At 45.6% G+C, this 18,676-nt stretch carries 17 protein-coding genes and 2 pseudogenes; 7 read left to right on the forward strand and 12 right to left on the reverse strand.

What is annotated here, in order from left to right; genetic code table 11:
• Positions 1-19 precede the first annotated feature (19 nt).
• The 11 genes from ACFI6J_RS01280 to ACFI6J_RS01330 all read right to left on the reverse strand — a co-directional run bounded on the left by ACFI6J_RS01280 (position 20) and on the right by ACFI6J_RS01330 (position 11,690).
• The gene (locus tag ACFI6J_RS01280; protein WP_187447712.1) at positions 20-1,204 is read right to left on the reverse strand and encodes an ABC transporter substrate-binding protein; all 1,185 of its coding nucleotides are present in this window, start codon (positions 1,202-1,204) and stop codon (positions 20-22) included.
• Positions 1,205-1,235: 31 nt separating this feature from the next.
• Positions 1,236-2,405, reverse strand: a complete 1,170-nt coding sequence (locus tag ACFI6J_RS01285) for a DcaP family trimeric outer membrane transporter (protein ID WP_187447713.1) — start codon at positions 2,403-2,405, stop codon at positions 1,236-1,238.
• 434 nt (positions 2,406-2,839) lie between these two features.
• Positions 2,840-4,033, reverse strand: a complete 1,194-nt coding sequence (locus ACFI6J_RS01290; protein WP_187447488.1) for a benzoate/H(+) symporter BenE family transporter — start codon at positions 4,031-4,033, stop codon at positions 2,840-2,842.
• Between the two features lie 154 nt (positions 4,034-4,187).
• Complete coding sequence (locus ACFI6J_RS01295; RefSeq protein ID WP_187447489.1) at positions 4,188-5,543, reverse strand: MFS transporter; 1,356 nt, start codon at positions 5,541-5,543, stop codon at positions 4,188-4,190.
• A 53-nt stretch (positions 5,544-5,596) separates the two neighbouring features.
• Positions 5,597-6,376 (reverse strand): 1,6-dihydroxycyclohexa-2,4-diene-1-carboxylate dehydrogenase, encoded by a 780-nt coding sequence (locus ACFI6J_RS01300; protein ID WP_187447490.1) that lies wholly within the window; start codon positions 6,374-6,376, stop codon positions 5,597-5,599.
• Complete coding sequence (gene benC / locus ACFI6J_RS01305; protein ID WP_187447491.1) at positions 6,373-7,395, reverse strand: benzoate 1,2-dioxygenase electron transfer component BenC; 1,023 nt, start codon at positions 7,393-7,395, stop codon at positions 6,373-6,375. Before benC ends, ACFI6J_RS01300 begins: the two co-directional genes overlap by 4 nt.
• A gap of 15 nt (positions 7,396-7,410) precedes the next feature.
• Complete coding sequence (gene benB / locus ACFI6J_RS01310; protein WP_187447492.1) at positions 7,411-7,893, reverse strand: benzoate 1,2-dioxygenase small subunit; 483 nt, start codon at positions 7,891-7,893, stop codon at positions 7,411-7,413.
• A 12-nt stretch (positions 7,894-7,905) separates the two neighbouring features.
• On the reverse strand, positions 7,906-9,273 hold the full coding sequence (locus ACFI6J_RS01315; protein WP_187447493.1) for a Rieske 2Fe-2S domain-containing protein: 1,368 nt from the start codon (positions 9,271-9,273) through the stop codon (positions 7,906-7,908).
• A 25-nt stretch (positions 9,274-9,298) separates the two neighbouring features.
• Positions 9,299-10,237, reverse strand: coding sequence for a catechol 1,2-dioxygenase (catA, locus tag ACFI6J_RS01320; RefSeq protein WP_069944874.1), 939 nt, complete (start codon positions 10,235-10,237; stop codon positions 9,299-9,301).
• Positions 10,238-10,286: 49 nt separating this feature from the next.
• The gene (locus ACFI6J_RS01325) at positions 10,287-10,565 is read right to left on the reverse strand and encodes a muconolactone Delta-isomerase family protein (protein ID WP_014977317.1); all 279 of its coding nucleotides are present in this window, start codon (positions 10,563-10,565) and stop codon (positions 10,287-10,289) included.
• 9 nt (positions 10,566-10,574) lie between these two features.
• Complete coding sequence (locus tag ACFI6J_RS01330; RefSeq protein ID WP_348670610.1) at positions 10,575-11,690, reverse strand: muconate/chloromuconate family cycloisomerase; 1,116 nt, start codon at positions 11,688-11,690, stop codon at positions 10,575-10,577.
• Between the two features lie 103 nt (positions 11,691-11,793).
• On the opposite strand from ACFI6J_RS01330, the gene ACFI6J_RS01335 reads away from it, so the two are divergent.
• Entirely contained in the window at positions 11,794-12,702 is a 909-nt protein-coding gene (locus tag ACFI6J_RS01335) for a LysR family transcriptional regulator (protein ID WP_348670611.1), read from the forward strand.
• A gap of 6 nt (positions 12,703-12,708) precedes the next feature.
• Here ACFI6J_RS01335 and ACFI6J_RS01340 read toward each other — a convergent pair whose 3' ends face one another.
• Positions 12,709-13,488 (reverse strand): IclR family transcriptional regulator domain-containing protein, encoded by a 780-nt coding sequence (locus ACFI6J_RS01340; protein ID WP_187447495.1) that lies wholly within the window; start codon positions 13,486-13,488, stop codon positions 12,709-12,711.
• Between the two features lie 197 nt (positions 13,489-13,685).
• On the opposite strand from ACFI6J_RS01340, the gene ACFI6J_RS01345 reads away from it, so the two are divergent.
• From ACFI6J_RS01345 to ACFI6J_RS01370, 6 genes and pseudogenes are all read left to right on the forward strand, one after another.
• Positions 13,686-14,498, forward strand: coding sequence for a CoA transferase subunit A (locus tag ACFI6J_RS01345; protein WP_348670612.1), 813 nt, complete (start codon positions 13,686-13,688; stop codon positions 14,496-14,498).
• Between the two features lie 2 nt (positions 14,499-14,500).
• Positions 14,501-15,319 carry a CoA-transferase subunit beta gene (locus tag ACFI6J_RS01350; protein WP_069944879.1) on the forward strand — a complete coding sequence of 273 codons (819 nt, stop codon included), beginning with the start codon at positions 14,501-14,503 and terminating at the stop codon, positions 15,317-15,319.
• Positions 15,319-16,521, forward strand: coding sequence for a 3-oxoadipyl-CoA thiolase (pcaF, locus tag ACFI6J_RS01355; protein WP_069944880.1), 1,203 nt, complete (start codon positions 15,319-15,321; stop codon positions 16,519-16,521). Before ACFI6J_RS01350 ends, pcaF begins: the two co-directional genes overlap by 1 nt.
• Before the next feature lie 9 nt (positions 16,522-16,530).
• A complete protein-coding gene (locus ACFI6J_RS01360) occupies positions 16,531-17,316 on the forward strand; it encodes an alpha/beta fold hydrolase (protein ID WP_348670613.1) in 786 nt (261 codons plus the stop codon).
• Positions 17,317-17,425: 109 nt separating this feature from the next.
• Positions 17,426-17,653, forward strand: a pseudogene (locus tag ACFI6J_RS01365) (IS5/IS1182 family transposase); the annotation flags it as partial.
• Between the two features lie 156 nt (positions 17,654-17,809).
• Positions 17,810-18,613, forward strand: a pseudogene (locus ACFI6J_RS01370) (cytochrome d ubiquinol oxidase subunit II).
• Positions 18,614-18,676: the final 63 nt, after the last annotated feature.

Genomic DNA, 18,676 nt, shown 5'->3' on the forward strand with positions numbered 1-18,676 from the left:
CTTCCCTACTTGCAATAACTTATAAACGACAACCACGTGCTGGGTCATTCAGGTTCGCTGCAGCGGTTTTAACCACCATGTTTTCTCCGTTCTCAACCTTTCTTAAATAGATGTTTTGAATTGGATTGTGCGCCTTAGAGAAATGGAAGCTGCCGCGCGGGCTATCAATTTCAACACCTTCCATTGCCTTTATCAGAGCTTTTTTGTCAGCGGTATTACCCTTGGTTGCTTCCACGGCTTGAATAATCAATTGACCGGCGTCATACCCTTGAACGGCATATAAGTCAGCAGGCTTGTTGTACAATGACAAATACTCGGCTCTGAACGCTTTGTTCTTAGGGTTATCCAAGGTATCGGCGTAGTGTAGTGTGGTGAATAGGCCGTCAGCGGCTTCACCTTGCGCTTCAATGGTGCCTTCTGTTAAGAAACCAGAACCAATAAGTGGAATTTTGCCTTTAAGCCCCATGGCGTCGTAGTCTTTAACAAACTTAACCGAGCCACCACCGGCAAAGAACACAAATACAGCATCTGGCTTTATTGAGGCAATTTCAGTTAGGTAAGACTGAAACTCTGTTTTTGGAAACGGTACGAAAATTTCCTTAACCACTTCGCCACCAGCAGCTTCAAATGATTCTGAAAACGCGGCAAGCGACTCTTTTCCAAACCCGTAGTTCCAACTTAGTGTCACCACCTTTTTATAGCCCATTTCAATGGCTTGATTACCCATTGGGTAAGCAGTTTGCCAAGACGAAAAAGATGTGCGGAACACATTCGGCTGACAGAATGCACCTGTTGCAGCGTTAGCACCTGCATTGGGAATGATCATGATAGAGTCTTTGTTTCTAACCGATTTGATCATGCCCATTGCTACCCCTGAGTGAACTGGGCCAATAATGAAATCGGCATCGTCTTTATCGGTCATTGCAGAGGTTAACTCTGGAGCGCGTGCTGGCTTTGCTTCAGTGTCGCTAATGATGAATTCAACAGGGCGACCGGCAATAGTATTGCCCTTTTCTTTTAGGGCTTGTTTCAGGCCGTTAGTAGCAGCCTCACCCAACCCAGCATAAACACCACTGTATGGCAGCATTACGCCAATTTTTATGGGCGATTCGTCGGCATGTGCAGACATACCTGACAACACACTTGTCGCCATCACACTACTGGCCAAGACGACTTTTCTAAGCGTTTTATTTTTAAATATCATGGTAAGTTACTCGTATTGTGGTAGGTGAATGTTAAAAAGCGTATTTCGCCATTGCTTGAACGCGGCTCATATCGCCGTCGAAACCGTCAACAGTTTCACGCTTTGCGTAGGTATATTCCAAGCCAACCGATAGCGGCTTAGTAATGTTGTAGATGTAGTTAATGCGCGCGCTGTAAACGTCATGTGTACGCGAGCCCACCATGCCCTCGACAGTGTCTACATCTAATGAAGAGAAAATAAGATTGGTACGAGCGCTTTCGCTCCATAAGTGGCGGTAAGCTACAGTAACCGCGGTTGCATCAATGGCATCAAAGTTACCTTCATCGTCTAGGAAGGCACCATTGGCAGCATTTACGCCAACATAACGACCTAAGCCCGAACCACTAGCTACTTGAATGCGAATATCATCGCCATTGCTCAAGTTAATGCGCGATGAAAGCGATAGTGCAATACCCGTGTCTGAGTAATCTTCGCCTTGTGTTTCATAAGCAAGCTGACGCAAGATACCGCCCACTTTCACATGACCCCAGCTGGCTTTCATCGTATAAGTACCAATGAGATCAGGTACAGAATTGTCATCTGTCATAATTTGCGCGGTAGTGGTAGTACCAACGGTTGTCTCAGGGTTTTCCAACGCCACTTCAAAACCGTTATTTGAATAACGAATTTGTGGTTGACGAGTAAAAGCCACACCGTCTGTCGTACCAATAAAATCTACTGATTCAACCAAAGCGCCTAAGTCCATGATAGTTGACCAAGTTTGACCAATAAGCCAGTTGTTGTATTTCAAGTAAGCATGTCGCATACGTGGCGTATAGGAGTTGCTCACTCGCTCATCACCACCAGATGTCAATAGAAAGTCAAATTCAAACACACCGGTAATGACGTCTTCACCGTCTACTGGCGTATTGGTAGTAAATCTGAAACGAGACTGTTTCGCGTGCGCATCAAATCGGCCACCTAGCCCATCGTCGGTGGCGCCCGTTTGTACCAAAGACGGTACGTAAATATCACGTCCAGGGCCAACACCTTCACCGTTTGAGTAGTCGCTATACATTGCGTCAACTTTGATATAACCAGAGAATTTCACCTCGGTGTCAGCTAGGTTCGCTGCCTCTGCGCCAGTAGCAAGCGCTAAACCAACCGATAGTGACGAGGCAAGTAGGGGCTTGATGAGTGTTTTTTGTTTTAAAGTATTCATTCAGTTCTCCGTTGTAAATGTGCCAAGCATGTGTGTGATAAACAGAAACAACTGACGTTAAGGCAACCCACCTTTGTAAATTTTGTGTTATGCAATTGTTTCTAATCAGGGAACTTACTGTGAAGATAAATCACAAACCAATACCAAATGAGTGACTCTCAATACTTAACGGGTATGGCTTTGCGGTATATAGGTTGAACAACAATGCATTAAAAAACATGTAAACCATTGTTATTAATTGATAATCACAAGCAGATTTGGAAGAGCATTGATAGCTTCTATAGACAAAAATTACCCACCACAATTTGTTCATTATTTATAAATTAATTCACCAATAATTAAAAAAGAGCAAACATAAAGAAAAAAACAAGTAAAAAACCCGCCATTTGGCGGGTCAAAATTGCTTGGGAGCGGTGTTGCTTTTGTTGCTGGTGTTACTTTTTAAGATAGCGCTGAACAACAATGATAGTGCCGCCAATGACTAGCCCCCAAAACGCGGAGGAAAGCCCTAATAACGACAAATCCGATGCGGTAATAAGAAAGGTACACAACGCCGCTTCTCGGTCTGCAGGTTGGCTTAATGCTGTAGAAAGTGACCCTTCCAGCGCCCCCAAAAGTGCAATACCGGCCACCATTGCGATAAACGCAGCGGGAAACGCTTGAATCACACTCACTAGCGCGGCGCTAAATAGCCCAAACATAATGTACCACAGCATGGCGACAGCAGGGCCAAAATAGCGTTTTTTAGGGTCGGGGTTGGCATCTGGGCCGGTGCAAATGGCAGCGGTTATTGCAGATAAATTCACCCCATGACACGCCGTTGGAGCAAACAGAATACTCATAAGCCCACTACCTGCAACAATCTGATTTGACGGTGGTGAATACTTGTCTTGCCTTAGTATGGCGATACCAGTAATAAATTGGCCACTCACAGCAACTAGCATGAGCGGTATTGAAATACTAAATAATGCAGTGAGTGAGAAACTAGGCATGTACCAATTGGGTGTTGATATTTGCCAGTCAACTTGTTGAAATGACAAATCATAGTTTAAGGCCAGTACCCCTACCCCAATAGCAACGGTAAGCATGATGGCGTAACGCGGCAGCAAGTGACGCAATAAGATATAGCCTGCGAACATCACCAGCCCCAGTAAAGGCGCTTGTGTCATCTTAGAAAAGAGATCGAGAGAAAAGTTAACCAATATTCCTGCCAACAGTGCCGCAGCTAAGGCCAAAGGCAATCGATTCACTAGCCGCTCAAATGCCCCTGTTACTCCTAATAACAACAAAATGCCACCAGACATAATGTACGCGCCTATCACATCGCTCCACGGCATACCCGGCACTAAGGTAACGAGCAAGGCAGAACCCGGTGCATTCCATGCAAAAAGCAAGGGCATGCGATAGCGCAAGCTAAACCAACCACATAGTAAACCGCTAGCAATAGACATCCCCCAAATCCAAGAAGTCAGTACCTCACTGCTCAAATTCGCCGATTCGGCAACTTGAAACAAGATAACCAGTGGACCTGCATAGCCCATTGTCGAAGCAAGGACCCCCGCTACTGCGGCAGACAACGACCAGTCTTTTAACGGTGGAAAAGAAATGAAACTAGGCTGATTTTGCATAAGTCACTCCATTGGTTGCCGTGCTACCCGCAAGAAATCACCTGCGAATAGCACAGCTTGGGAACGCGGTTTACTTAAACTACATATTTCGGTTTAAGATGCGTGTAGTAGGTAATACAAGACGAGTAAACAGTGAATTTACGCGCTTTGTAAATTAAGCGTTTTCAACCACACTAGGCTGTACATCGCTTATGTGTTTTGCGCTACTGGCGCGATGTTGGTGAAAATAAAATATCCCCATGGCAAGCGCACAAATAATGCCTGGAATAGCAAACACCATGAAATTAAGGTGTAGCTCAAGCTGTTCTGACAATAAATAGCCGCCCAGTAAAGGCCCGACGATAGCGCCGTTTCTACCAATCCCCGATGCCCAACCAAGGCCGGTAGAACGAATGTGTAACGGATAGTACTGCGCTGCACAGGCATATAAGAGTATTTGACTACCTATTGTTGCAGCACCCGCCACAGCAATAGCCAAATAGCGCACAAAGCTTGGTATATCTAAGCCCATAAGGGTGATTGATACCGCAGCAGCAATAAAGAAGAAGGTGAGTACTTTAGGCAAATTAGAACGATCGCCAAGCCACCCGCCATAAATAGCACCAGCGATAGCACCAACGTTAAGCACTAATAAGAATTGTAAACTAGACCCCAACGAGAACCCTGCATTATTCATCAGTTTAGGTAACCAAGACGTTAATGCGTATACCATCAGTAAGCAGCAAAAGAACGCACACCACAACAAAATAGAAGGCAACGCATTTTGACCGTTAAAGAGTTGCTTAACGCCAAAATGGCTTGGTGCTACTACAGTATCGTCTTCGTCACCCTTAAGAGGCACATCTGTATTTGAAGGAGCAATTCGCGAGATGATTTTCTTGGCGGTGTCTCTTTTTCCCTGACGAATGAGAAACGCCAGTGATTCAGGTAAAAAGGCAAGAATTAAAGGAAGTAACACGAGGGGTAAAATAGCCACATAGAAAACCGATTGCCACCCCCACTGTGGAATCATTTGCATGCCTAACCAAGCTGCCATCATACCACCGACAGAATAGCCACTGAACATAATGGCCACCAGTGTTCCGCGCATTTTTTTAGGCGAATACTCGTTCATAAGCGCAACTACATTAGGCATAACTCCACCAATGCCAAGCCCGGCAATAAAGCGGCATATACCAAACTCGGTTACATTGGACGCAAAACCATTGATGAAGGTAAAACCACTAAACAGTGCAATACAGATAGCAATAGACAAGCGACGCCCGATGCGATCTGCCAATTGTCCAAAAACAATTGCCCCAATCATCATTCCAAATAACGCATAGCTACCCAACGCGCCTGCCTGTACAGGTGTTAACGACCACTGTTCCATTAATACAGGTAGCACTACGCCGTACACAACTAAGTCGTAGCCGTCGAATATAATGATCAGTGCGCACAGCAGTAACGTGCGCAAATGAAAGCGGTTAAATTTTGCATTGTCAATTAATGCGGTTAGTGCATTACTCATAACTCTTTTCTCATAAAGAAAGCCGCTTAAAAGCGGCTTTTTATTCTTGTTTTTTACCCACAATCTCCACCAGCAACAGGCAAAATAGTTCCTGTAATATAGCTGGCTTCATCTGAAGCTAAATACAAAATGGCAGATGCTTGTTCATCTAGCGTGCCGTAACGAGACATAAAACTGGTATCAATGGTCTGATCGACAATTTGCTGATACCAAATTTTTTCCTGCTCACTTTGTGTAGACTCGTTGCGCGGAATAATGCGCTGAGGCGCGTCGGTTCCGCCTGGTGCCGTGGCATTCACACGAATATTGTGCTGCGCATACTCAAAGGCAAGTGACACTGTCAGTGCATTCACGCCCCCTTTTGCCGCGGCATAAGGCGCGCGGTTTACACCACGAGTAGCAACCGAAGACACGTTCACTATGGCGCCTTTTCCGTTATCTAACATGGCAGGCAATACTGCGCGACAACACCACAACGTGGGGAACAACGAGCGACGAACTTCTTTTTCAATTTCGTCAGCTTGATAATGCTCGTAGGGTTTGGCCCAAATGGTCCCCCCCACATTATTGATAAGCTTATCGATTCGCCCAAAATGCGCAGATGCCGTATTCATAGCATTAAGCGCACCTTCATAGGTTTCTAAATCAGCCTCTACAGCAATAGCATCCGCACCGTTTTCATTGAGTGACTCGGCAATCTGTTGAACATGTGCTGAGCGGTCAACCAATACCAACTTAGCTCCCTCAGCAGCAGCTCGTTGTGCAACGCGAAGGCCAATGCCTTGCGCTGCGCCAGTAACTACAATGACCTGCCCATCGAAGCGCAAACTCATGCGGCTTCCTCTTTAGGCTGGCTGGGGTTGAATTTTTCGTAATGGAACGAAAATGGGTTTGTACCCGCATCTTTAAAGTATTGACGCACGGCATCAACCATCGGCGGAGGTCCACATAAATATGCATCTGCATCAGCTAGTGCAAATGGAACACTTTCCATATGATCAGTAACAAAACCCAACTTCTCATGTGCGCTATCTGGGTTAACAACGACAGTGGCGTAGCTAAAGTTGTCCAATGCATCGGCATATTCTTGTAAGGCTTCAAGCTTCACCAAGTCATCCACATTGGTCACACCATAGAGTAAATACACAGGTTGACTGGTTGGGTTCTGCGCAAGCGACGCCAGCATAGAAAGAATAGGTGCAAGCCCTGTTCCGCCTGCTAGCATAAGTACTGGGCGTTCTACTGAACGCAAGTAAAAACTACCGAGTGGACCGGTTACCGGAAGCACGTCGCCAGCATTGGCGTTTTTGCTTAAGTAAGTACTCATCAAGCCATTAGGCACATTGCGAATAAGGAAGCTTGCATCTTTGCTTCCCGGGCAAGAGCTAAATGAATACGCACGGGTCTCATCAGAGTTTGGCAGCCCCAAATTAATGTACTGACCGGGCAAGAAATCAAGTGGCTCAGACAAAGCGACATTTAATTCAATGGTGGTGTCCGACAACGCATTTACACTGGTAATAGTGCTTGTAATGCTTTGCGGGCCTGATGCACACAGCGAAGAGGCCGCTGGAATAGAAACCACCACGTCTGATTGAGGCAACATCTGACAGGTAAGAATTAACCCATCAGCAGCTTCATCGTCAGTTAACGCTTCATCGATATATTCATCACCTAAGTCGTAAGTACCTTGCTTGCAGCTACCTTTGCAGGTTCCACAAACACCATCAGAGCAGTCCATTGGCAGTTTCACTTGATGGCGATAGGCAGCGTCAAGCACTGTCTCGCCATCATTACATTCGATAACACGCGTTACGCCGTCTTCGAAATTAAGAGCTACTTTGAAAGACATAATAATTCTCCGTCTTTACAGGTGATATACATCAATAACCTGATTGATGTAATCATTATTCAAAATCACTTTTTTACGCGTAATAACTGGCGTTTCGCCACTGATATCCAACGAACAAAACACAGTTCCAAAAAAGTTTGTTGTCTCGCGATAGCGGTGGCTTAGCGTATTGAAGTTGTAGCGGATTTCCGCTGTTGTCTCGTCTTGGTTCAATACTTCTAAATTACTACACTGATGCGTGGTTCTCGGCTCTGGCATACTCGCGCCAGAACGCTCAGTCTTTATGCGGTATACTCTGTCTTCCAAACCATTGCGATTGGGATAATAAATGAGTGAAATTTCTTTATGAGGATCGTTGGTTAATTGATCATCATCATCCCATGCTGGCATCCAATATTCGCATTTTGGGTGATAACACATTAGCCAGTCATCCCATTGACGGTCGTCAAGTAACCGCGCCTCGCGAAATACAAACGTCTGAATTTCCTGATAAGTCATCTCGGCCACCTCTTAATCTTTTTGCACAACAGGAATATGACTGGCTCTTTCTAGCTCAATCGCATTTAGCATTTCTTCTACCCAATGCTTGTGGTGATGAACGTATAGGCCTTCATCTTCTGGTTTGATACCTGACGCAACTGTGTCCATACCTACACCTTTGGCATAATCGTCTGGGCCTTCCATCCAGTGCGCTGCACCTCGGCTCATATCGTTCCAACGCATATCACGCGCTTCGTAGCCTTGCTGACAACCTCTGAATTCTTCTAGGTCGTCCGGTGTTCCCATGCCAGATACGTTAAAGAAATCTTCGTACTGACGAAGGCGCTTTTGACGATTTTCAGCAGACTCGCTCTTAGGTGCAAAGCAGTAAATAGACACTTCCGTCTTATTCACAGAAATAGGGCGAAGTACGCGAATTTGCGTTGAGAATTGGTCCATCACGTAAACGTTAGGGTACAAACACAAGTTACGCGTTTGATTTACAATGGTGTCGGCTCGCGCTTCACCCACTTCCTGCTGAAGACGTTCTAGTTGGCTGTAAATAGGCCGTGCAGCTGGGTTTGTTAAACGTGTCCACAACATCATGTGACCGTTTTCAAATGAATAGAAACCACCCTCGCCCGACCAGCTTTTCGCATCAACCGCTTCTGTACCGCCTTCTTCGTAGTTGCGGTGACTCATCGTTGATAAGTAGTTCCAGTGAACAGTTCCAACGTGATAGCCATCAGCACCGTTTTCAGCAGTAAGCTTCCAGTTACCTTCGTAGGTGTACGTTGAAGTACCACGAATAACTTCGATACCTTCTGGATCTTGATCCACAATATTGTCGATAACCTTCGTGGTTTCACCTAGATATTGCTCTAGCGGTAATACATCGGCATTCAAACTACCGAACAAAAAGCCGCGATACGATTCAAAACGTGCAATATGCTTAAGGTCATGAGAGCCATCAACATTGAACGACTCAGGGTAACCACCTTTCTTCTGATCACGCGCTTTTAAAAGTTTGCCTGAGTTGTTAAATGTCCAACCGTGGAAGGGGCAAGTAAAAGACGTTTTGTTACCGCGTTTACGACGACATAATGTTGCACCGCGGTGCGAACACGTATTTAAAATGGCATTTAGGTCGCCGTCTTTGTTACGCGTAATAACAACCGGCTGGCGACCAATTGTAGTAGTGTAATAGTCACCGATTTCGGGAATTTGGCTTTCATGTGCCAAAAATACCCAGTTGCCTTCAAAGATGTGTTTAATTTCTAAATCAAATAAGTCTTTGTCGGTAAAGATCCCACGGTCACAGCGATAATGCCCCGTCTCTTCGTCGGCCTCAACGGCACCACGGATCTTCTGTTCTAGTTGATTCAATGTTGCTGACATAATTTATCTCCCGAAGGTAGCAGGCTTACGCCTGCTCCACAGTTGCACGGGCACGAGCATGCTTGTCTTGCTTCTCGTCGTTCTTCGTTGCCATTAATGTGATGTTGAATTCCACATCAAGGTAATTGTCTTTAAAGCCCATGGCTTTAATTTGCTCTGGCTCAGATACACTTTTTGCTTCAACAACCAATTCGTCACGCGTTGCGAAAGCGAAATCGTCATAGGTGTATTCATCACCGGCTAGGTTAATTTGCGTAGTAAGGTGCTTAAAGCCGTCTTTCGCTACAAAGTAGTGAATGTGCGCAGGGCGATTACCATGACGGCCAAGGCTTTCTAACACTTTCATCGTTGAACCACCTGGAGGGCAACCGTAGCCGCTAGGTACAATACTGCGTGCGCGATAGCAGCCTTGCTCATCAGCAATGATGCGGCGACGTAAATTAAACGGAGTTTGAGAAGGGTCAAAATGCGAGTAAGCACCTTTCACGTCGGCATGCCAGATATCAACAACTGCGCCTGCAATTGGGTTGCCTTCTTCATCAACAACCTGACCATGTAGCCACATTTCTTGGCCAGGTGACTGACCATCATCCATTCTTGCTTCGCCTTCACTTGTCGGCGCGCCTTCAACATACAACGGACCTTCAATAGTACGTGGTGTACCGCCTAGCTCACCAATGGCAGCGTCTTTAGCGTCTTCACGAACATCAAGAAAATGATCAAAACCTAAACCTGGAGCAAGCAGCACGGCTTCGCCATTCGCACCTAATTCATTTAGGTAGTTAACGCCTTGCCAAAACTCTTCTTGTGTAATGTCGAGGTCTTCAATCATCTTGAACACGTCAGTTAGCAAGCGGTGCATAATTTCTTTAGTGCGAGGATTGCCTTTGTCGTTGTCTAGGCCAGCGGCACGCTTAAGTAACGTTTGAACATGTTCAGTTTGTAAAGTATTGATAGTAGTCATAGTCTTAGTCTCCGCGCTGCAATGCAGCGAGTTTTTGCCTGTTAGTTTTTTATTTGATTGATGAAGGGTGCTGACACAAAGGCGTCACACTCATCGTCATAAAGGGGTACAGCGGTAAGCCCATTAGTACGTCGTGTAAATGCTGGTTATCCTTCACCTCGAATATGCTCACATTGGCGTATTGACCAGCCACTCGCCAAAGGTGCACCCAAATGCCTTCTTCCTGCAGTCCTTCGGCATAGTTTTTTTCTTTCAACTTAATTGCATTAAATTCTTCTTCGCTCAGATGTGCTGGCGGTATCACAGTCATTTCAACTTTGAATAACATATTTGCTCCTTACTTCGCCTTGCGGGTGTATTGACGTAATTTGTCCTCATCGATTTCGAGCCCTAGCCCAGCTGTCGTAGGAACTTCAACGCCAAAGTTGTGATAATTTAGAGGGGATTTAACGATGTCATCGCACTGCAGAAGTGGGCCAAACATCTCTGTGCCAAATTCAATAACAGGTAGAGTCGACCATGCATGTAACGCGGCAGTGGTACCCACAGTGCCTTCGAGCAGCGTACCGCCATATAGCCCAATACCTGCCGCGTTACACACAGCAGCCACATCAAGTGAACCAAACAGTCCGCCTGCTTTGCCTATCTTAAGGGCCACTGAGCCTGTGAAGCCTTGCTGAGCCAACAAAAGGGTATCTGTGCTATCAGCAATAGATTCATCAGCCAAAATGCCGATGTTAAATTTCTTAGACAGACGCACAAGGCTGGCAAAATCTTTTGCAGGAGTCGGTTGCTCTACTAAATCAATACCGGCTTCTTGTAGTGCAGCCATACCATAAGTAGCTTGAGACTCGCTCCACGCTTGATTAACATCAACGCGAATACTTACGTCATCGCCTAACGCTGCTTTGATCTTGCCCACATGCGCTACATCGTCACGTACCGAACGAGAGCCAATTTTCAGTTTGAAAATGTTATGGCGCTTTTCGGCTACTAGGCCTTTCGCTTCTTCAATGTCTTTTTCGGTATTGCCTGAGGCCAATACCCAAAGACAAGACAAATGATTATTGCAAGAACCACCGAGTAAGGTTGAAACTGGCACTCCAAGTTGTTTACCAAGTAAATCAAGCAGGGCCGTTTGCACCGCAGACTTGGCAATAGGGTTGCCTCTAAAAGCAAGTTGTAACTTGTTAATTAATGCTTTAGGGCTGGCAAATGACTGTCCAATTAAATAAGGTGCTAAATAAGCATCAATGTTGGTTTTGATACTTTCTGGGCTCTCAGCGCCGTACGCAAGACCACCTATTGTTGTACCTTCGCCAATACCTTCAAGGCCGTTGTCGTCGGTAATTCTTACGATAACCATCGACTGAACCGCCATAGATGTCATGGACAATTTGTGTGGTCGTATCGTAGGAATATCGACAATGTAAGTTTGAATTTGTGATATCATGTAAATGTTAATTTTGTGTTGCCAGTAAATGTCTGCGTGTAACCTACAAATATTTTTTGTTAACAACCAATATTGATTTAGTTAGTATCGATACCTAGGAGGTATGGTGGAGTTAAGGCATTTACGCTACTTTTGTGCGGTAGCGGAAGAAAAGAACATGACCAGAGCGGCCGAAAAGATATTTATGGCACAGCCACCTTTAACAAGGCAAATCAAACAGTTAGAGGAAGAAGTCGGCGTTCAACTCATTCAGCGAGAAGCCCGTGGCATTACCCTAACCCCCGCTGGCGAATACTTCTGGAAACAGGCTCAACTCATACTTGAAAAGTTAGCTTCATGTGTTGAAGAAAGTCGGCGAATTGATGCAGGAAAAAAGCGAATTTTCAGAATTGGCTTTGTTCCATCCATTTTTTACGGGCAACTTCCTCAGCTTGTTAGGCGCTTAAGACAGCAGCACAAAGTGGATGTTGAACTGCACGAAATGAAAACTGGTGAACAAATAGAAGCCCTCAAGTCAGGTAAAATTGATATGGGTTTTGGTCGGGTTGTGATGCCATCACTAGAAGCCGATGTGACTCAGAAGTTGTTGTTCAGCGAGCCTATCCTTGCAGCTCTACCTATCCATCATCCACTTGCTAATGACGATGTTGATATGGCAGAGCTCGTAACACTGCCATTAATTACTTACCCAGGTGGTAAGCCTCCAACGTTCGCTAACATCTGTTTGGATCTGTTTGCCAGTCGCGGGTTGAGAGTCAGAGTTGCCCAACAAGTTAATGATATAGGTACTGCACTGGGTCTTGTTTCCTCAGATATGGGCTTCACCCTTGTGCCTGAACAAGTGATGCGCACGAATAGAGATGGTGTAGCGTTTGTTCGGCTTAAAGACGACGGCATAAACAGCCCGGTATTTCTCAGTAAACGTGAGGAACCCGAAGATGACATTATGGCTGCGGCCATGTTGATATTAGATGAGTTGGTGCAAAACCGAATAGAAGGTCGCTACCCCTAAAAGGGGTTAGCGCAGATCTTGTTTTATTTGTTCAGCAGCATGCTTAAGTACTGGAATACAATGCTCGGTGATGGTCTCTAAGCTCACCCTTAATGCATTGGTACTTAAGTTCATCGCCCCCAGCAATTCACCTTTGCCATTAAATACAGGTACAGCAACCGAGCGCAACCCCGCTTCAAGCTCTTGATCAACAATACTAAAACCTTGTTGCTTAACCCTAATCAGTTCCTGTTCTAACGCCTGTGCAGTGGTAATACTCTTCTCAGTGTGTGGGTGTAACTGTGCTTCATTCGCCCATGCTGTTAATTCTGAAGCGTCAAGATGTGCTGCAAGTACTCTTCCCATTGACGTATACGGTGCAGGCAGTCGAGTGCCCGTTGTTATGTTAATCGACATAAGACGATGTGATGCCGGAGAACGCGCCACGTACACCACTGACTGTCCATCTAACTTCCCAAGAGACGCCGACTCCCCTAATTCTGCGGTAATCGATTTAAGATAATGCTCAACCACTGCTATATAACCATTGCTGCTGGTATAAGCTTGCCCTAACGACAGCACTTTAGGTGCCAAGGCGAAGAGTCGCCCCTCGCGACGGATATAGCCAAGAGAATGCAATGTAAGTAAAAACCGACGGGCTTTAGCCCTATCAATTCCCATTTTTTCAGCTACTTGCGATAAGGTCATCTCTTTGTTTTGACCATCAAACGCCCCTAACACCTCTAGTCCGGTAGCAAGCGCGCTTATGTAATCGCGATGGGTTGACGGTATTTTTTCTTCACTCATGCACTGTGTCTCTTGTTAGTTCTTGCGAATTATTTCTTATTGTTAAACGAAGTGCCAGTTCTCTTATGAATTCAGCAACATAAATTGGTTTGACTGATAGCCCTAGCAATTTTTTAACATTTATTACTTGACCTAAACAATCAAAATCATTAATTTGTTCGCATTATGAATCAACATTCGTATTGCGAACTTTTATTATGACACTATTTACAACACTTTCAAAAGCTATTGAAGATGGCGTTAAGGACGGCGACACAGTTGCATTAGAGGGATTTACTCACCTTATTCCTTTCGCCGCAGGGCATGAAATTATTCGCCAAGGACGTCGCAACCTCACATTGGTAAGAATGACCCCTGATCTTATTTACGATCAGCTAGTCGGTGCCGGGTGTGTGAGCAAACTTGTGTTTTCATGGGGAGGAAACCCAGGTGTAGGTTCTTTACACCGCGTACGTGACGCCATTGAGCACGGCTATCCAGCTCCGCTCGAAATTGAAGAGCACAGTCACGCGGCAATGGCAAATGCTTATGAAGCGGGTGCATCAGGCTTACCCATGGCGGTATTCAGGGGTTATGTAGGTAGTGATCTACAGCACGTTAACCCCAACATCAAAACCGTTACTTGTCCGTTTACGGGTGAAGCGCTTGCCGCAGTGCCATCGATTAAACCCGATGTGGGCATAGTTCATGCGCAAAAAGCAGACCGCGCAGGAAACGTACTCATTGAAGGTATTTTAGGGGTTCAAAAGGAAGTTGTGCTTTCTTCTCGCTATAGCATCGTCACCGTCGAAGAAATTGTGGACGACTTAGAAGCAGGTCCAAATAGTTGTGTACTTCCCGCTTGGACAATCAACGCCATTGCCACCGTACCGTTTGGCGCTAAACCGTCTTATACACGTGGTTACTACCCGCGCGACAACAGTTACTACAAGAAGTGGGACAGCATAAGCCGAGAGCGCGAGCCATTTTTAAAGTGGTTAGATGAAGAAGTATTTCAAGCAGGAGAATAATCATGACCGAACAATATACTTCAGACGAAATGATGACGATTACCGCTGCCCGTGCTCTGAATAACAATTCGACTTGTTTTGTGGGCATTGGCTTACCAAGTGCTGCAGCGAACTTAGCACGCCTTACTCATGCCCCTGACATAACACTTATTTACGAGTCAGGTACCATAGAAACCAAGCCGCAGGTTTTGCCTTTATCTATTGGGGATGGTGAACTTTGCGAGTCGGCGCTTACCACCGTTTCGGTTCCCGAAATGTTCCGTTACTGGCTGCAAGGCGGTCATATTGATGTGGGTTTCCTTGGCACCGCACAAGTAGACCGATACGGCAACATTAACACCACAGTTATCGCTGCATCGCACAAAGACAGTGGCCCTGATGGCGCTCACAGTTATGCCAACCCTAAAGTTCGCCTTCCTGGCGGTGGCGGTGCACCAGAAATTTCAACCAATGCCAAAGAAGTGATCATCACCGTAAGGCATTCAAAGCGCACTTTTGTTAAAGATGTCGACTTCATTACCACATTGGGTTTTGGCCGAGACGGTCAAGGTCGCAAAGGCAAGTCTACGCTGGGTAAAGGCCCAACTTTGGTGATTTCTGACCTTTGTATATTAAAGCCAGAAGATGAAACCAATGAACTTATTGTGGTGAGTTTGCACCCAGGCGTTACAAAGCAACAGGTAATCGATGCCACTGGCTGGGACATTCGCTTTGCTGACACACTTCAAACCACTGATGAACCCACCAGCAGCGAAATCGAAGTATTAAGAGAACTAAAGCGCGTTACTGAAGCGGCGCACAGCCAAACGGAGACTGCGTAATGAACGTTTATTTATGTAACCCCAGCCGCTCTGCCATTGGACGTTATGCTGGTGGGCTAGCCAGCATTCGTCCTGATGATTTACTTGCACAAGTTATTCGCGCAGTTCTGGCGCAGTGCCCTCAGCTACCAGCAGAAAGCATTGATGATGCGTTTTTCGGCTGTGCCAACCAAGCCGGTGAAGACAACCGAAACGTTGCTAGAATGGCCACCTTACTTGCAGGCGTGCCATTTTCGGTACCAGCCACCACAATTAATCGTTTGTGTGGCTCTGGTATGGATGCCATTGGTCTTGCTTACCGTTCAATTGCAGCAGGTGAAGCAGACCTTATTCTTGCTGGCGGCGTTGAGTCTATGTCGCGAGCGCCATTTGTGATGGGCAAAGCACAAAGCGGATTTGACCGCTCACAAATACTTGAAGATACCACCATGGGTTGGCGCTTCATTAATCCTGCGTTAAAGCAGCAATACGGCACTGAAACCATGCCTGAGACTGCAGAAAATGTAGCAGCGAAATTCTCGATTAGCCGAGAAGCACAAGACAACTTTGCGTATCAGTCTCAGCAAAAAGCGGCTGCTGCTCAAGCGTCTGGCCGTTTTGCTAAAGAAATAGCACCTGTGACCTTTCAGCCTAGAAAAGGCGATACCATCGTCATCGACAAAGATGAACACATACGCCCTCAAACAACATTAGAGGCATTGGCAAAACTAAAAGCTCCGTTCCGTGAAAATGGCTCGGTTACCGCAGGTAATGCATCGGGTATTAACGATGGCGCATCTGCCATGCTTGTCGCAAGTGAAGCTGCAGTTGAACGCTATAACTTAACGCCTGTTGCTCAAATTAAAGGGATGGCTACCGCTGGTGTTGAACCCACTATTATGGGTATAGGCCCAGTACCTGCAATTAATAAATTGCTTGCAAAACAAAAGTTGACCCTAGACGATATTGGCACAATTGAACTTAATGAAGCATTTGCAGCGCAAGCATTAGCCTGTATGCAGGAACTTGGACTTAGTGCAGATGATCCAAGAGTGAATCCCAATGGCGGCGCCATTGCACTTGGCCATCCACTCGGTATGTCGGGGGCACGCCTGCTGCATACTGCCGCATTACAATTTGAACAAACCTCGGCCGATTATGCACTATGCAGTATGTGTATTGGTGTTGGCCAAGGTATAGCGACATTGCTAAAACGCATTTAGGGGCTCAACATGGCGACATTATCAGAGCAAGGTATTCACTACCAGTTCATTGAGACTAAGCACAAACCTGTTGTAGTGCTAGCTCACCCGTTGGGTATGAATATGCGTGTTTGGGACTACTTGGTACCAGACTTAATGGTGAACTTCAGCATTTTGCGTTATGACCTACCTGGACACGGTGACAGTAAAGCGTTCCCCGCAAACACGAAAAACCTTGGTGAATCACAGTTAGTTGACGACTTATTAACCCTGTGTAACTCGTTAGGTATCGATAAGTTTGATTTCGTGGGTACGTCAATTGGCGGAATGTTGGGGCAACAGCTATTAATTTCCCATCCAGAACGCTTGTTAAGCACCGTGTTAACTAATACTGGTATGAAAATAGGTTCCACTGAAGCGTGGCTGGAGCGCCAGAAAAGTGTGACTCAACAAGGGCTTGAAACCCTCGCAGCCAGCTTAGTTCCAAGATGGTTTAGCCCGGTTAGTACCAAACGTTTCCCCACGTTATTGTCTCAATGGGAAGGATCACTCGCGAACGTTGACGATCACTCTTACGGTTTATTGTGTGCGTGGTTAGGCGAAAGAGACACACATACTCAACTTAAACCTAATGGTGCACCTATTTTGCTTATTGCAGGTGAAGATGATGTCGCTACACCCACCTCATCATTACAAGCATTGGGAGAAACCCTTAGTGCACCTGTGACGGAATTAAAACAAACTGGGCATGTGCCTTCGGTTGAAGCAAGTCGCGAGTTTACTTCTTTGATAAAGGAGCACTTAGGAACGAATTAATAACATATTATTTACACCGAAAGTCACCCTAGTAATAGACAACATAAGAGCGTGTCTTCTAAAAAAGATAAGTGAAGGTTCAAGTTGAAAACATGTTACTTGGCTAAGGAAGATGCATCCTCGCAAGAACAAAACTGCCATTAACATTGAATACTTAAAAGCCTGCATCCGGGCGAAAGTGGAGCATCCGTTTCCGATCATCAAATGTCAGTTTGGCTTTATCAAAGCACGCTATAAAGGACTGATGAAAAATGACTCACAGTTAGCCATGTTATTCACCTTGGCAAACCTGTTTAAAGTAGACCAGATGCTAAGGCGACAGCCAAGATCTATCTGAGATCTGGAAATAACCCGGAATAAGGCCGAAATCAGGCCTAAAAAGGTAGTATATTGGCCTGAATTGAGAATTTAGCGTTCAAAAATTAGACGGCGAATGCAAAGGCTGGTTCAAGAACTAAATTGCAGGACTTATTCGCAGTTTCCCTAGCTAGCGGTGGGTTTACTTTTAATTGCCTTTCCACAGGCGCATAGTGCAATCTTACAAACTTTATATCTGCCCGCCACTTTTATGCTAATGGGGCTTATTTTAAGGGGAGTGTCTTTCGACTTCCGCGCGAAAGTTGCTCAAACGGAAAAGAAAAAGTGGGACACCTGTTTTAAATACGGTTCGCTGTTGACGACGCTCTCTCAGAGATACATGTTAGGAATATGGGTAACCGGCCTGCGTACCGATCTGTATGCGCAGGGTTTTGCTTTGCTATCCGATTTCGGCGTTACCGCAGCTTTTGCGTTTATCGGTGCTGGCTGGCTTATTCTCAAAACAGAGGGTGACTTACAACGAAAAGCCTTCTACTGGGCAAAGCGATGCCTGATGATCCTGGCTGGGGGCATTATTGCCGTAAATTTTTTAAATTTAACGCTGCACGCAGAAGTGAGGGCACTCTGGTTAGAAAGCCCCCTGGGCTTTTTGTTGATGGCTATACCTGTAACGTGTTTTGGTTTACTGACTTTAAGTAGTGTCGTGCTACAAGGGCTGCCGTAGGCGGACAGGAAAGGTGAACGGCTGCCTTTTGCGTTAGCTCTGCTTGTATTTCTACTATGTTTTGCTGCGTTTGGGATAAGTTACTATCCCTATATTGTACCGGGTCAGCTCACCATCATGGATGCGCTGGCAGACGCGAATTCTCTTAGCTTTTTGTTGGTAGGTACCGTGATTGTTGTCCCTTGTATTCTCGCTTACACTGTCATGGTATACCGAATATTAGCCGCTAAATCGGAAAAACTTTCTTATTATTAAGAACAGTAAACAGGCTGTAGATTTGCCTCATCTGTATTTAATAGTAATTAAAGTGATGTTTAT

It is taken from the genome of Alteromonas sp. G4i13, from assembly GCF_054960505.1.